This is a genomic window from Chryseobacterium cucumeris (assembly GCF_016775705.1).
Taxonomy (GTDB): domain Bacteria; phylum Bacteroidota; class Bacteroidia; order Flavobacteriales; family Weeksellaceae; genus Chryseobacterium; species Chryseobacterium cupriresistens.
This window is the reverse complement of record NZ_CP068760.1, coordinates 1,449,647-1,463,039: the sequence shown is the minus strand read 5'-3', so window position 1 is coordinate 1,463,039 and position 13,393 is coordinate 1,449,647. Positions and strand designations below refer to the sequence as shown.

Sequence of the window (13,393 nt, the reverse complement as noted above, 5' to 3'; positions counted from 1 at the left end):
TACTTAAAATATAATGGGGACGTAAAATTTCTTACAGTGAAGCTCACCTTAATAATCTTACCTGCTTAATCAATCTTAACGGTTTAAATGGTAAGATGCTTCAGGATCTCATCAACACTTGTAAGCTCCATAAAATTCGGATGCTCCAAAGTAACATCATGCTGTTCATGGCTCCATGTGACATGGTAAGGAATATGTGCTGCAAAACCTCCGATTTCCAGTACCGGTAAAATATCTGATTTGATGGAATTTCCAAGCATCAGAAAGTTTTCAGGCTGGCAGTCCAGATGTTTCAGCAGTTTTTTATAGTCATTTTCTTTCTTGTCACTCATGATTTCAATGTGGTGGAAGTACTCCTGTAAACCGGAGTTTTTCAATTTACGTTCCTGATCAAGCAGATCTCCTTTCGTAGCAACAACCAGCCTGTATTTTCCTTTTAAACTTTCAAGGGTTTCTGTAACGCCATCCAACAATTCAATAGGTTTCTGCAGAAGCTCCCGGCCTAGCTGAATAGCTTTGTTAACCAATTCTAATGAGGCTGTATTGTTGGATATTCTGGATATGGTTTCAACCATACAAAGCATAAATCCTTTTACTCCATAACCGTACAGATGAAGATTCTGCATTTCTGTTTTAAACAATTCCTGTGATACCGAATGTTGTGGAAGATAATCTTCAAGAAGTACACAGAATTCTTTTTCTGCTTCCTGAAAATAAGGTTCGTTGATCCAAAGTGTATCATCCGCATCAAAAGCAATGGTTGTAATATGATTATTCATTTTTGTTTTGTAATTTTCTGTCCGTAAAATTCAGTATAAAAACTCAATAAGAAAAGGACATTTGTCCCGGGAGAATATGTTAAGGACGAATCAGACATTTTTAAACTATCTTGATGAACTGCACAAAAAGCAGAACACGAGTGACGATATTCTAGTAAAATCTTTTTCTACAGGGGATCAAATACTGGTACAGGATCATCAGCTTTCTCATGTCATGATGATTAAAGAAGGGATTGTCAAATGCTTTCTGGCTGAAGAAAACGGAAAAGAATACATCGTTGAGTTTCTGGGAAGCGGTGAAATCATCGGGGAAGTGGAATTAATCAAAAATATAAACTGTCTGTGCAGTATTGAAGCCCTCAATGAAGTGACAGTATATGCAGTAAAGATTCCGTTTTTTAAAGCTTTGATTAAAAATGATCTTGCCCTGAACCACCTTCTTTTAGAGTCTTTTGCAGAGCGAATTATCAATACTTCCAGCAGAGCATCCTATCAGCAACTCTACACGGTAGAACATACTTTGAAACAGTTGCTTCAAATACAGTCTAAGCAAAATATTCAAATTTCCAAAGAAGATATGGCAGCCTATCTCGGAATTGCAGTAAGAAGTTTAAATAGAATTTTAAAAGATTTGAAATAATTTTGTTGAATATGCTAATGGAATTACGGTAATTTTTCCCGCAGAATGAAGAGATTGCGTAGATTTTTCACTAGCAATTTTAATCAGCATAATCCTCAAGCAATAAAATGATCAGAATTTAATTTTATCGAAGATAAAATCGTTGCGCCTTAAAAATATTCTAGCTTTCAATCTTATTGCGCCTTTGCGTATTCCAAAAAAAAATATTAAAACAGATGCGAGTGTTGGTGTTATTACAAGGGGTTTTTCTGTTTTAATATTAAAATTTGGATAAAATATATTAAATCTATAGGGTGTTTTTAAAATTTTGTATTTTTGTATTAGAATTAGTTGAATCTAATATTCATGGAAAAATTAAAATTCAGAAATGCTGAGTTGGCAGATTTAAATAAAATCGTAGCTATATATAATTCAACAATTGCCTCAAGAATGGTGACTGCAGATATGGAAGAAGTTTCTGTGGAAAGCAAGTTAAAATGGTTTGAAGAGCACAATCCCCAGACAAGGCCGCTTTGGGTAGTTGAAGATGACCAGAATCAAACCGTTGGTTGGGTCAGTTTCAGTTCATTCCATGAAAGGGCAGCATATAACGGTACGGTAGAAGTAAGTATTTATCTGGACGAAACCTCAAGAGGAAAAGGATACGGAAAAACCATTCTTCAGTACTGTATTGATAACGCCGGAAAATTTGGAGTAAAAAACCTTGTAGCCCTTATTTTCCTTCATAATGAGCCAAGTTTGAAGTTATTCAGACACTTTGGATTTGAAGATTGGGGAAGCCTTCCTAATGTAGCCATTCTGGATGGTGTGGAAAGAAGTCTGAAGATTTTAGGAAAGAGGATAGATTAAATAGAACATGAAAATAAATACCTTGTGTCTATTTGTTAATTAATTTGTGCTATTGGTGTTTAGAAAATACACATAATCCTGTAGATGTGAGAAAGGGCATCAATCATGTTCTGCTGTAAAAAGAATAAAAAAAGCTGTCTCAAATATTGAAACAGCTTTTTTGTTTTTATGAATTCTGCTTAATTCTTTTTGCAGACATATTCAGGAATCGTTTTACCAGGAAAACAGCGGAGACCGTTAATCCCAGTCCAAGTGCGATCCACATTCCGAATGCGCCCATTTCTAAAGTAACACAGAAGAAATATCCCAAAGGAATGGTAATCACCCAGTATGCAATAAAGGTATAAATAGAAGGAATTTTCACATCCTGCAAACCTCTGAGCATTCCCAAAGCTGTCACCTGAATTCCATCAGAAAGCTGGAATAAAGCGGCGATGATCATTAATTTCGCAGCCAGTGTAATCACTTCCACTTCTTCTTTTTTGGTAAAGAAAGTCGGAAGTATGTTTCTGCCTAAAATAAATACCAGTCCACAGATACACATGAAAATAAAAGCAATTTTCAGATTGTTGATTCCTACTTTTCTCAATTCAACAAAGTTCTGTTCACCCAGTTTTCTGCCAATCATCACGGTAGATGCAACACTGAAACCGACACACAGGTTGAAGGTAAATGAAGCCATACTTAAAGCGATCTGATGGGAAGCAATATCATGAGCAGAGATCAATCCACAGATAAACGCGGCTCCGGCAAAAGCGGTTACTTCAAAGAACATCTGTAACGCTGTAGGCAATCCCAGTTTTACCATTTTATCAAACATCTGCTTTGAAAAATTCTGAATTTTTAAAGAAAAATCTTTGATATAACGTCTTGTTCTTTTTTCTTTAAGCAATACAAAATAAAGGAAAACCACCATGAAAATTCTGGAAATCAAAGTTGCCAAAGCAGATCCTTTAACTCCCATTGGAGGAATTCCCCAAAGTCCTTTGATAAATACGTAGTTTAGGGCAATATTGATGATATTGGCAATAATAGTTGCTTTGGTAACTCCAATCGTATAAGAAAGTCCTTCAGAAACTTCACGAAGGGTCTGAAATGCCATGAACGGAATCATACTCACTACCATTATGCTCAGGAAGCTTACCGTATCAGGAATGATCTTGGCAGGCTGTCCGGAATGATAGAGTAGCGGCATTCCCAACAATAAGATGACCATCAGGATAATCCCTACAGACATATTGATAATAAAACCGTGGCTGAAAACAGAGTTGATCGTAGCATGATCCTCTCTGGAATGTGCTTCCGAAACCAATGGAGGAATCGCAAATGAAAAGCCCAGGGCTAGTACAAATATCGAGAAAAATACAGCATTTCCCAACGAAACGGATGCCAGCGCATCGGCACCCAACAATTTTCCGACAATAATATTATCGAATAAGTTTACTGAAACCTGCCCCACCTGGGTAAGCATCACAGGCAGAGCCAAAGTCAGGCATTCTTTCGTATAATTTTTGTTTAAAAAGTTCATAATATTTTAAGATTCATATAGTTTATCATTCAAATAGGGTCAAAAAAAAATTTGCAGTGGTAACACTGCAAATTTTTATAATATGGTAAATAATAGCTTATTATTTCCTTACAAAACTTGCAACGTCACCTTCGGAAACAGTGTTTCCACCAAGAATAATCAATCTTTCAACAACATTCCTTAATTCTCGGATATTTCCAGTCCACGAAAGCGCTTTTAAAGCATCAATAGCTTTATCGTCAAACTTTTTCGCAGCAGTACCATGCTCATCAGCAATCATTCCTGAAAAGTGCTCAACCAATAATTTGATATCTTCTTTTCTTTCATCCAATGGCGGAACATAGATTTCAATAACAGAAAGTCTGTGATAAAGGTCTTCTCTGAATTTTCCTTCCTCAATTTCTTTCTGCATATTTTTATTGGTTGCCGCAATTACTCTTACGTCAACTTTAATTTCTTTATCACTTCCCACAGGAGAAACTTTGCTTTCCTGAAGTGCTCTTAATACCTTAGCCTGAGCAATAAGGCTCATATCTCCAATCTCATCAAGGAAAATGGTTCCACCATTAGCCTGTTCAAATTTTCCCTGCTTATCTTTAATAGCACCTGTAAAAGATCCTTTTACGTGTCCGAAAAGTTCAGACTCAATAAGTTCAGACGGAATCGCAGCACAGTTTACCTCTACCATAGGACCTCTTGCACGCTCACTTTGATTGTGGATCGCATGAGCCACCAATTCCTTTCCTGCACCGTTAGGCCCGGTGATCAGAACTCTGGCATCAGAAGCAGCTACCTTTTCAATCATATCCTGAATCTTTTGAAGAGCAGGAGAGGTACCGATCATCTGGTATTTTTTACTTACTTTTTTCTTTAAGGTTTTATTTTCTGTCTGAAGGTTTTTGTTTTCTTTCTTCAGGGTTTCTTTTACCAATGCATTTTTCACACTTGTAATAAGTCTGTTGATGTCAATGGGCTTGGAAATAAAATCATATGCACCCTCTTTCAGGCAGGAAACAGCAGAATCGATGTCTGCGTGGCCTGAGATCATGATAAAAGTAGTTTCCGGTTTTAAGGCAAGACTTTGTTTCAAAAGCTCGGTTCCTGAAAGCTTAGGCATCTTGATATCAGAAATCACCAATGCGAAATCTTCTTTTTCCACCTGTTTGTAACCTTCAAGGCCATCTTCGGCAATAACAAATTCATAATCGGTGAGTTCATCCGAAAGAATACTGTGAAGTACTCCCGAGATTGCTTTTTCGTCTTCTACTATAAGGATTTTTTGCATAGTTGCAAATTTAAATTTTTTGTTTCAATTATTAGCAAAAACTGTACCTAAATATTCTATTTGGAGTAGTCTCTTCTCCCGAAAATGGCAGATCCGACCCTCACAGAGTTGGCCCCACACTCGATCGCTATCGGGAAATCATCACTCATTCCCATTGATAGGGTATTTAATGTTTTTGATTGATTTAATTCATCAAAAAGCTTCTTTAGGGTTAAAAACTCATTTCTAACCTGCTGCTCCTCATCGGTGAATGTGGCCATTCCCATGAGGCCGGTAATTTCAACATGCGGAAATTTACCCTCAATGTATTGCTGGAAAAGATCTTTTGCTTCAGAAATTTCAAGCCCGAACTTGCTATCCTCAGCTGCAATTTTTACCTGCAGAAGGACTTTGATGATTCTGTTATTTTTTTCTGCTTCTTTATTGATTTCTGTTAATAATCTTTCAGAATCCACACTTTGTATGGTATCTATGAAAGGAGCAATGTACTTTACTTTGTTGGTCTGTAAGTGTCCGATCAGGTGCCATTGGATATCCTGAGGAAGGAGAGGAGCTTTTTCCATCAGTTCCTGAACCTTGTTTTCTCCAAAAACCTTCTGTCCGAGATCATAGACTTCCTGTACTGCAGAAACCGGATGGGTTTTAGAAACGGCAACCAGCTGCACAGTGGATGGCAGCTGGTTTTTTATAGTGTTGTAGTTCTCTTTAATACTCATAATACAAATGTCCGAAAATTCTCTGAATGTTCAAAGCTTAGTGATATCAGGTTTGCAGGGTTTATTAATTCAAAACCTCATTGATTTTAGGATATTGAGATATTTTTCTGAACACAAACTTGTTGCTCTTCTGCAGTTTCTCAATAAACATATCCAGTTCATTGATAGAGTCTGCATCTCTAAGATACTGGTCGTGGGTAAGGAATACAAGGTGTCTTGATGTCTTCTCAAGATCATTTAAGAAAATACTGTCTACTTTCTTGATCATGGCTTCATGACTTCCTTTTAAAGTCATTTTTTGTGAAGGTCTCCATTCAAGATCCCAACCGATTACTTTATAGCCGGCTTTTTTAAGGCCGTCTGCAGCTGCTGTTGAGCTTTTGATATCTGTTACGTTAATATTGTTGAGTCTCCAGATATTTCTTCCCGGAGTTCTTGCTATTTTATCAGTAAGCTTCAGACTGTCTTTGGCGATATCAAAATCATGAACTACAGCGTCAGCATTTTTATAAAAATCAGTGTATTTGTTATGAGCATGCGTGAAACTGTGATTGGCCAGTTCTATAAGAGGATTTTGCTTCAAAAGCTGAAAATCATCTTTTTGTCTTTTACTTCCATAAGCATGTTTACCAACCAGAAAGGCAGTTGCGCAAACGTTTCTTTTGTCAAGGATTTTTAAAAGATTTTCGGTTCCCTGGTTGGGGCCGTCATCAAAGGTAAGATAAATCACTCTTTTATCAGGGTCTACTTCTTCTTCATTATTATCGGGGACTATTTCTGCGGAAGGATGTTCCTGTGAACTGACGACGGGGTCATTATTCACTTCGTTTTTGAAATTACAGCTGTTCAGTAATGCTGAAGTTGCACTCATCAATGCAACCATCCCAAGAAAAGTCATATTTTTTGACTTTCCCGCAAAAATTTTTCTCATAAAAATAATGGAATTTTAAATTGTTAAAAATCGTTAAAAATAACAGTTGAAAATTAACAAATTATATGCCAAGCTGTACAGTGTTTTTTCTTTTTAAGTTTATTTTAAGAACTTTATTTTAAGGGAAATTTCCATTACCTGACAAGTTGTAAATTTATGATTTTCTTTTCTTTAAAATTTAACATTTATAAATATGAAAACGATAGTATTTTTCTATGTTTGTTAAGATTTCAATATTCTTCAATTGAAAGGGAATTATTTTATTTTAACAAAATCAAATTATTCTGCCGGAGTGTTATTCCAAAATATGTTTTAGATACAGCGAATTTTTAATAGCTGCCGTTCCCCAGGTATTATTAAAGAAAATAAAAGAGGTTTGAGAGGCATTTTTAATCTTTTCAGCTAATGCATCCATGAAATCTTTACTATATTCTGATTTGTAAAGAACAGGTTTTCCATGAAGCCTGTAATACAGTATTTCCGGATGATTAATAATAAGGTCTTCAGGAAGATTGCCTGGAAAACTTACGCCTGAGAAGACAATATCGTGTTGTTTTAAAAGATCGAATATTTCTTCTTGCCACCATGAGCTGTGCCGGAATTCAATGACGTTCAGAAATCGGGGATCAATACTGTTGATAATCCGCTCTGTATTCTCTGCCGTATTTTTAAAGGAAGGAGGAAGCTGATACAGAAATCCGGAAAGTTTATCTTTCAGACTGTCCTGAATGTGGTCACAGAATACAGCAATCTCGTCTTTGGAATTTTCAAACAGGTTTTGATGCGTAATGGCCTTTGGAATTTTAATGAAAAATCTGAATCCCTCGGGTGTTTCATCATGCCACTTTAACAGTGTTTTTGAGGTTGGCTTCCTATAAAAAGTAGAATTGATTTCTACGGCATTGTACGTTTTTGAGTATAAAGAAAGAAAATCTTTACTTGGGGCATTTTCAGGATATAAAGACCCTTTCCAGTCATTATTATAAAATCCCGAGCACCCTATGTAAAGATTTTCTTTTGTCATGTTATTATTTTATATCCAGATCCACGGAGTTTAATCTCAATGAATTCAGTATCACAGACAGGGAACTGAAGCTCATCGCAGCAGCTGCAATCATTGGTGATAAAAGAATTCCAAAGAATGGATACAATAATCCTGCCGCAACCGGAACGCCCAGTACATTATAGATGAATGCGAAGAACAGATTTTCCTTAATGTTTTTGAGAAGCTTTTCACTCAGTAATTTAGCTTTTGCAACACCTAGGATATCGCCTTTTAATAAAGTAATTTCAGCACTTTCAATGGCAACATCTGTTCCTGTTCCCATGGCAATGCCCACATCAGACTGTGCAAGAGCAGGAGAGTCGTTGATTCCGTCTCCCGTCATCGCTACAATTTTGCCCTGCTGCTGTAGTTTTTTTACCTCATTCAGCTTGTCTTCAGGAAGACAGTTGGCTTTGAAATGTTTGATTCCTAACTCATCTGCAACAGCTTTGGCGGTATGTTCATTGTCTCCGGTCATCATGATGACGTCTATTCCTTCGCTCATCAGCTGTTTTACGGCTTTCTTAGAGCTTTCTTTGATTTTATCCGTAAAGCTTACGAATCCCAGCACCTGTTGTTCCTGTGCGATATAAGAAATAGTATGGGCTTTAGACTGAACTTCTACTGCTTTCTGTTTTAAGCTCTCCGGAATCATAATCTGATGCGAGGTCAATAGACTTTCATTTCCAAGATAAGCGGTCTTGCCATTGATATTTCCTTTGACTCCTTTTCCGGATATGTTTTCAAATTGATCTACTTTTTCAGCACTTACATTCTCTTCTTTTGCTCTTTTTATGATGGCATTGGAAAGCGGGTGTTCAGAATTCTGGTTCAGAGAAAAAGCCAGTTTTAAAATGTGATTTTCATCTCCGTTTACCGTTTCAATATGTTCTACTGAAGGTTTTCCTTCTGTTAAAGTTCCTGTTTTATCGGTAATCAGAACATTTACTTTATTCATCTGTTCAAGAGCTTCTGCATTTTTGATCAGAATTCCATTTTTAGCACCTTTTCCGATTCCAACCATTAAAGACATTGGAGTTGCCAGCCCAAGGGCACAGGGACAAGCCACAATAAGAACTGCAACAGCATTCACAAAAGCAAATAAGGTTCTTTTCCCTTCCGGACCGAAAAACTGCCACAGAATAAAAGTAAGCACAGCAATAAGAATGACTACAGGAACAAATACTTTAGAAACTTTATCGGTAAGCTTCTGGATAGGAGCTTTGCTGCGGCTGGCTTCATTCACCATTTTAATGATCTGGGAAAGCAGTGTTTCATCACCTACCTTTTCTGCCTTCATAATGAATACCTGATTACCGTTGATGGTTCCGGAAGATACTTTATCGTCTACATTTTTTTCAACGGGAACAGGCTCTCCGGTAATCATACTTTCATCTACGATAGAATTTCCTTCAATGATTTTTCCGTCTACGGGAATTTTTTCACCCGGTTTTACTTTTAATAAATCACCTATTTTTACCTGAGAGAGCAAAACTTTCTTTTCCTCACCATTTACCATAAGATTGGCTTCATCAGGTGAAAGGTTCATTAATTCTTTGATGGCATTTCCTGTTTTTTTATGAGCTGCTGCTTCCATCAGCTGACCTAAAATAACAAGGGTTAAAATCACACAGACTGCCTCAAAATACAATGGGATTTCATGATTGTGTCCACGAATTTCATGTGGAATAATGTCTGGAAATATCAGAGCAACAATACTGAAAATAAATGCAGCAGCAACTCCCAGAGCAATAAGACTGAACATATTGAGGTTCCATGTTTTGAAGGAAACCCAGCCTCTTTTCAACAGAAACCATCCTGAATAAAACATGACCGGAAGCGTTAAAGCAAGCTCAATAAATCCCTGAACCTGATGAGAAAAAGGGAAATTGATCAGCATTCCTCCCATAGAAAGAATGAAAACCGGAATCGTAAATATCAGTGAGGTAATGAATTTTCTCTTTAATATGGTATAGGTTTCATCTTCCTCGTTATCACCGCTGTCTGGCATTCTCACGAGATCCATTCCACAGATCGGGCAGTCTCCCGGTTCGTTACGGATGATTTCCGGATGCATAGGACAGGTGTATTTTGCAGTTTTCTTTTCAGGATATTTTACAAGGTCCATTCCACAAACGGGACATCCTACATTGGAATCGTAGGTTTTGTCGCCTTCACAGTACATCGGACAGTAATATCTGCCGGCCATTTCATCAGTCACTTTTGGTGCTTCGTGATGATGGCTGTGATGGTGATCGTGATGGTTGTGAGCAGTATGCGAATGAGCGTGATGCTGATGTGAGCTTACATTTTGTACAAGTTCTTCAGTGATAGGCTCCAAATCCATATGACAAACAGGGCAGCTGCCTTTCTCATCGTATACTTTATCCCCTTCGCAAAACATCGGACAATAGTATTTTCCTATGCTGTCTTTAAAGTTTTCAGGAAGGTTGGTTGATGAATAGGTTGGTTTATGATTAGGATCCTTAGCCAGCTTTTCTTCAATAGGAACCAGATACATTTTGCAGACAGGACATCTTTCGCCCTGCTTGAAATAAACTTTATCGCCTTCACATTCCATCGGACAATAGTATACTGAAGACGGAGATACACGGTCCTGAGGTTTTATAAAAGTTTTCTCAGGATTATCAGGATCTTCAAGTCTGTATTTTCCTATCTCTGCCAAAGCGTTATTCAAAACTGAAAGTTTCACTCCATGATCAGAAGTGATGGTGGCGGTATGGGTTTCCAGATTTACATCGGCTTTAACACCATCAACACTGTTTAGTTGGTTGGATATCTTTTTCTGGCAGCCGGAACAGGTCATTCCGAGTATTTTATACTGTTGTTCCATGATTCTTAAATTTATACTACAAATTTCCAAAATGGAAAACTAAGGTTGTTATAAATTTAAGGATAATAGTTATAAAATTAGGTGGAGTGGGTGAGTTTGAGAGTATAAGAGTAAGAGAGTTTGAGAGTTGTAGAGTTGTAGAGTTGTAGAGTTGTAGAGTTGTAGGATTTGAGCGTTTGAGAGTTTGTAAGTGTGATAGGGATACTTAATTCCTTCACTCCTCAAACACTCAAACGTATTAAAGATTGTCAAGAGCCTTGCGATGGTGTTCCTTAAGTTTTTTGAACTCTGTGGGAGTAAATCCGGTTATATTGCGGAATTGGGAAGAAAGATGCTGAACACTTTTGTAGCCTAGTTTTCCTGCAATTTCGGTAAGATTGAATTCATTGTACAAAAGAAGTTCTTTTACTTTTTCAATTTTCTGAAGAATGAAGAACTGCTCTAATGTGATATTTTCGTTTTGCGAAAATGTTTTTGAAAGAGCGCTGTAATCCTTGTGAAATTTTGAACTTAAAAATTCTGAAAGCAGAAAGTCTTCCGGGATATCAAGGTCGCTTATTTTTACAATAATGAGGTTTTTGATTTTTTCTACGGTCTGATGTGCAGAATCCATGATCCTTTCAAAACCTGTGTCAAGCAATTCCTTTTCAATAATCTGGATTTTTTCAGGTGAAATTTCATTCTCTGTTTCTACTTCACCTAATAAGATATTGCTTATCCTTACATCTGCATTACGGAAAATATTTTCTACCGCTGCAATACATCTGTTGCAGACCATATTCTTTATGAATATTTTCATAAGCTTTTGTTTAACCTGTCTTTTACGAATTCAATCTGGGTCTTGCCATGAGGAGCAGGATTACCTTCCGCATCAAGGTTGACCATAACAATTCTTTCTACAGTAATAATCGTCTGATGAGTCATTTTGTTTCTCACATCACATCTCAAAGTAATAGAAGAAGAACCGAAATGAGTAGCTTCAATTCCTATTTCTATAATATCTCCCTGTTTGGCGGAGCTCACGAAGTTGATTTCAGAGATAAATTTGGTTACTACTTTTGTGTTTTCCAATTGGATAATAGCATACAATGCCGCTTCTTCGTCAATCCATTGAAGAAGTCTTCCTCCGAAAAGTGAATGGTTGGGGTTTAAATCTTCGGGCTTCACCCATTTTCTGGTATGGTAGTTCATATCTTTTAATAATTTGAAGTACAAATTTAGTGTTAAAAGCTGATCTTTTCAAAAGAATAGTATTCATTGAACTGAAAAGAATCATTCATTTTCTCAATCATTTTTTTTTGGAACGCATGGCTTTTGTTTTTGCTACAGAACGGTCATTTAGCAATATCTGATATTCTTCACTCTCCACAGGAATCAGGGCAACTTTTCCTTCGGAATTGTGATGAAATCCGAATCCGTATTTTTTTGCAAGAGGAGAGCACCGGAGGCAGGGCTGGCCTTTGGAAAAGAATTTTTCTCTTTCACTTTGTTTTTCGCTTTCTGATAGATCATTTTTAATTGCATAACATTCAAAAATAAGATCATCGGACGAGTATTGATAAGGCTGTTTTATCAGCTTCTCATATTGAAGGTTGGCGAGTGTCTTTGTTTTCTTTTCCGGAGGAATCTGTGCCTGGGAAACCGGACAGTCTTCAGCAATTTCAATAAGAGTATCTGTGTAATTGGTGGTATGCTGTTTCATATGTTGATGATTTGATGTTTTTTCGAATTTAAAATGAAAATAAGTGCGTCAATATAAATGCGGGATTAAGTTGGATAAAGGTTGTTTTTTACGTCAAATGTTAAATAAATTAACTAAATGATAATACAGTATTTAATTGTTTGATTTTCAGTTATTTAAATTGTTTTTATATACTTTTTGATAGCTTGTACTCAACATAATGTGAGAAATATGTAAAAAAAGCTTTGATTTGAAATTTTTAATTGTATCTTGCATACGTTTATATTTGGAATCAATATTTGTTCATTAATTTATGTTGTTTTTCTTTTATATACCAAATTTTTATTAATTTTTTAATTTATTTAAAATGAACATTTTTGTTTCAAACATCAATTACGCAACTAAAGAGTATGAGTTGCACGATCTATTCGCAGAATTTGGAGATGTATCATCAGCTAAAATCGTTACAGACAGAGAAACTGGTCGTTCCAGAGGTTTCGGTTTCGTAGAGATGGGTGATGAAGAAGGAAAGCAAGCTATTGAAGCTCTTAACCAAAAAGAATTCAACGGAAAAACTCTAAACGTATCTGAAGCTAAACCAAGAGAAGAAAAACCAAGAAGAAGCTTCGATAACAACAGAGGTGGAGGTTATGGTAACAACAACAATAGAGGCGGAGGCTATGGTAACAACCGTGGCGGAGGCGGAAATCGTTGGTAAAAATATAAAGCGGCTTTTAAGCCGCTTTTTTTATGGAAATTTTATTTCCAGTAAATCATTTAATTATAATTTTGGGGTGAAATGTTGTGGTATTTTATAACAAATCCGGTGTTCCTGTATGGGAAGCAAAGACAACCAGCAGAGGAGTAAGAGCAATTTTCAAGGAAGATGGTAATCTGGTAGTGTATACCCGTGGAAATGGCGTTGCCTTCAGTTCAAATACAGGTGGTAAAGGAGCAAACAAGTTGTCCGTTCAGGATGACGGAAATCTTGTGATCTACGGAAGAAACTCTCCGCTTTGGAGTTCCGGAACGAACAGATAAATTATACAACTCAGATAAATAAAAGAGACTATCCAGAAGGTAGT

14 protein-coding genes are annotated in these 13,393 nt (G+C 36.6%); 4 read left to right on the top strand and 10 right to left on the bottom strand.

Translation table 11 applies throughout. The annotated features are described in order from the left end of the window. Positions 1-83: 83 nt before the first annotated feature. On the bottom strand, positions 84-779 hold the full coding sequence (locus tag JNG87_RS06555) for an HAD family hydrolase (RefSeq protein WP_202842635.1): 696 nt from the start codon (positions 777-779) through the stop codon (positions 84-86). A 76-nt stretch (positions 780-855) separates the two neighbouring features. Here JNG87_RS06555 and JNG87_RS06550 point away from each other — a divergent pair, with 76 nt between their 5' ends. Both JNG87_RS06550 and JNG87_RS06545 read left to right on the top strand, forming a co-directional pair. Beyond that, the gene (locus tag JNG87_RS06550) at positions 856-1,419 is read left to right on the top strand and encodes a Crp/Fnr family transcriptional regulator (protein WP_202842633.1); all 564 of its coding nucleotides are present in this window, start codon (positions 856-858) and stop codon (positions 1,417-1,419) included. 345 nt (positions 1,420-1,764) lie between these two features. Continuing rightward, positions 1,765-2,268, top strand: coding sequence for a GNAT family N-acetyltransferase (locus tag JNG87_RS06545; RefSeq protein ID WP_202842631.1), 504 nt, complete (start codon positions 1,765-1,767; stop codon positions 2,266-2,268). A 166-nt stretch (positions 2,269-2,434) separates the two neighbouring features. On the opposite strand, the gene JNG87_RS06540 is transcribed toward JNG87_RS06545, so the two are convergent. From JNG87_RS06540 to JNG87_RS06500, 9 genes are all read right to left on the bottom strand, one after another. Continuing rightward, positions 2,435-3,796, bottom strand: a complete 1,362-nt coding sequence (locus JNG87_RS06540) for an MATE family efflux transporter (protein WP_110008674.1) — start codon at positions 3,794-3,796, stop codon at positions 2,435-2,437. Between the two features lie 100 nt (positions 3,797-3,896). Beyond that, positions 3,897-5,081 (bottom strand): sigma-54-dependent transcriptional regulator, encoded by a 1,185-nt coding sequence (locus JNG87_RS06535; RefSeq protein ID WP_110008675.1) that lies wholly within the window; start codon positions 5,079-5,081, stop codon positions 3,897-3,899. A gap of 56 nt (positions 5,082-5,137) precedes the next feature. Then, complete coding sequence (locus tag JNG87_RS06530) at positions 5,138-5,797, bottom strand: YggS family pyridoxal phosphate-dependent enzyme (protein WP_202842629.1); 660 nt, start codon at positions 5,795-5,797, stop codon at positions 5,138-5,140. Positions 5,798-5,861: 64 nt separating this feature from the next. Then, complete coding sequence (locus JNG87_RS06525; protein WP_202842623.1) at positions 5,862-6,728, bottom strand: polysaccharide deacetylase family protein; 867 nt, start codon at positions 6,726-6,728, stop codon at positions 5,862-5,864. A 295-nt stretch (positions 6,729-7,023) separates the two neighbouring features. Then, entirely contained in the window at positions 7,024-7,752 is a 729-nt protein-coding gene (locus tag JNG87_RS06520; RefSeq protein WP_202842618.1) for a DUF72 domain-containing protein, read from the bottom strand. Between the two features lie 4 nt (positions 7,753-7,756). Further along, positions 7,757-10,627, bottom strand: a complete 2,871-nt coding sequence (locus JNG87_RS06515) for a heavy metal translocating P-type ATPase (protein WP_202842616.1) — start codon at positions 10,625-10,627, stop codon at positions 7,757-7,759. 238 nt (positions 10,628-10,865) lie between these two features. Further along, entirely contained in the window at positions 10,866-11,426 is a 561-nt protein-coding gene (locus JNG87_RS06510; RefSeq protein ID WP_137903988.1) for a helix-turn-helix domain-containing protein, read from the bottom strand. After that, positions 11,423-11,818: an acyl-CoA thioesterase gene (locus tag JNG87_RS06505; protein WP_137903989.1), complete on the bottom strand. Its 396-nt coding sequence runs from the start codon at positions 11,816-11,818 to the stop codon at positions 11,423-11,425. Before JNG87_RS06505 ends, JNG87_RS06510 begins: the two co-directional genes overlap by 4 nt. Before the next feature lie 97 nt (positions 11,819-11,915). Continuing rightward, a complete protein-coding gene (locus tag JNG87_RS06500) occupies positions 11,916-12,329 on the bottom strand; it encodes a DUF6157 family protein (RefSeq protein WP_202842614.1) in 414 nt (137 codons plus the stop codon). 346 nt (positions 12,330-12,675) lie between these two features. Here JNG87_RS06500 and JNG87_RS06495 point away from each other — a divergent pair, with 346 nt between their 5' ends. After that, complete coding sequence (locus tag JNG87_RS06495; protein ID WP_034696719.1) at positions 12,676-13,026, top strand: RNA recognition motif domain-containing protein; 351 nt, start codon at positions 12,676-12,678, stop codon at positions 13,024-13,026. An 86-nt stretch (positions 13,027-13,112) separates the two neighbouring features. Beyond that, positions 13,113-13,349: a hypothetical protein gene (locus tag JNG87_RS06490; protein WP_110008683.1), complete on the top strand. Its 237-nt coding sequence runs from the start codon at positions 13,113-13,115 to the stop codon at positions 13,347-13,349. Positions 13,350-13,393: the final 44 nt, after the last annotated feature.

Coding starts and splice junctions, on each gene's coding strand:
- JNG87_RS06555 (WP_202842635.1), bottom strand. CDS start 779: ATGAATAATCATATTACAACCATTGCTTTTGATGCGGATGATACACTT.
- JNG87_RS06550 (WP_202842633.1), top strand. CDS start 856: ATGTTAAGGACGAATCAGACATTTTTAAACTATCTTGATGAACTGCAC.
- JNG87_RS06545 (WP_202842631.1), top strand. CDS start 1,765: ATGGAAAAATTAAAATTCAGAAATGCTGAGTTGGCAGATTTAAATAAA.
- JNG87_RS06540 (WP_110008674.1), bottom strand. CDS start 3,796: ATGAACTTTTTAAACAAAAATTATACGAAAGAATGCCTGACTTTGGCT.
- JNG87_RS06535 (WP_110008675.1), bottom strand. CDS start 5,081: ATGCAAAAAATCCTTATAGTAGAAGACGAAAAAGCAATCTCGGGAGTA.
- JNG87_RS06530 (WP_202842629.1), bottom strand. CDS start 5,797: ATGAGTATTAAAGAGAACTACAACACTATAAAAAACCAGCTGCCATCC.
- JNG87_RS06525 (WP_202842623.1), bottom strand. CDS start 6,728: ATGAGAAAAATTTTTGCGGGAAAGTCAAAAAATATGACTTTTCTTGGG.
- JNG87_RS06520 (WP_202842618.1), bottom strand. CDS start 7,752: ATGACAAAAGAAAATCTTTACATAGGGTGCTCGGGATTTTATAATAAT.
- JNG87_RS06515 (WP_202842616.1), bottom strand. CDS start 10,627: ATGGAACAACAGTATAAAATACTCGGAATGACCTGTTCCGGCTGCCAG.
- JNG87_RS06510 (WP_137903988.1), bottom strand. CDS start 11,426: ATGAAAATATTCATAAAGAATATGGTCTGCAACAGATGTATTGCAGCG.
- JNG87_RS06505 (WP_137903989.1), bottom strand. CDS start 11,818: ATGAACTACCATACCAGAAAATGGGTGAAGCCCGAAGATTTAAACCCC.
- JNG87_RS06500 (WP_202842614.1), bottom strand. CDS start 12,329: ATGAAACAGCATACCACCAATTACACAGATACTCTTATTGAAATTGCT.
- JNG87_RS06495 (WP_034696719.1), top strand. CDS start 12,676: ATGAACATTTTTGTTTCAAACATCAATTACGCAACTAAAGAGTATGAG.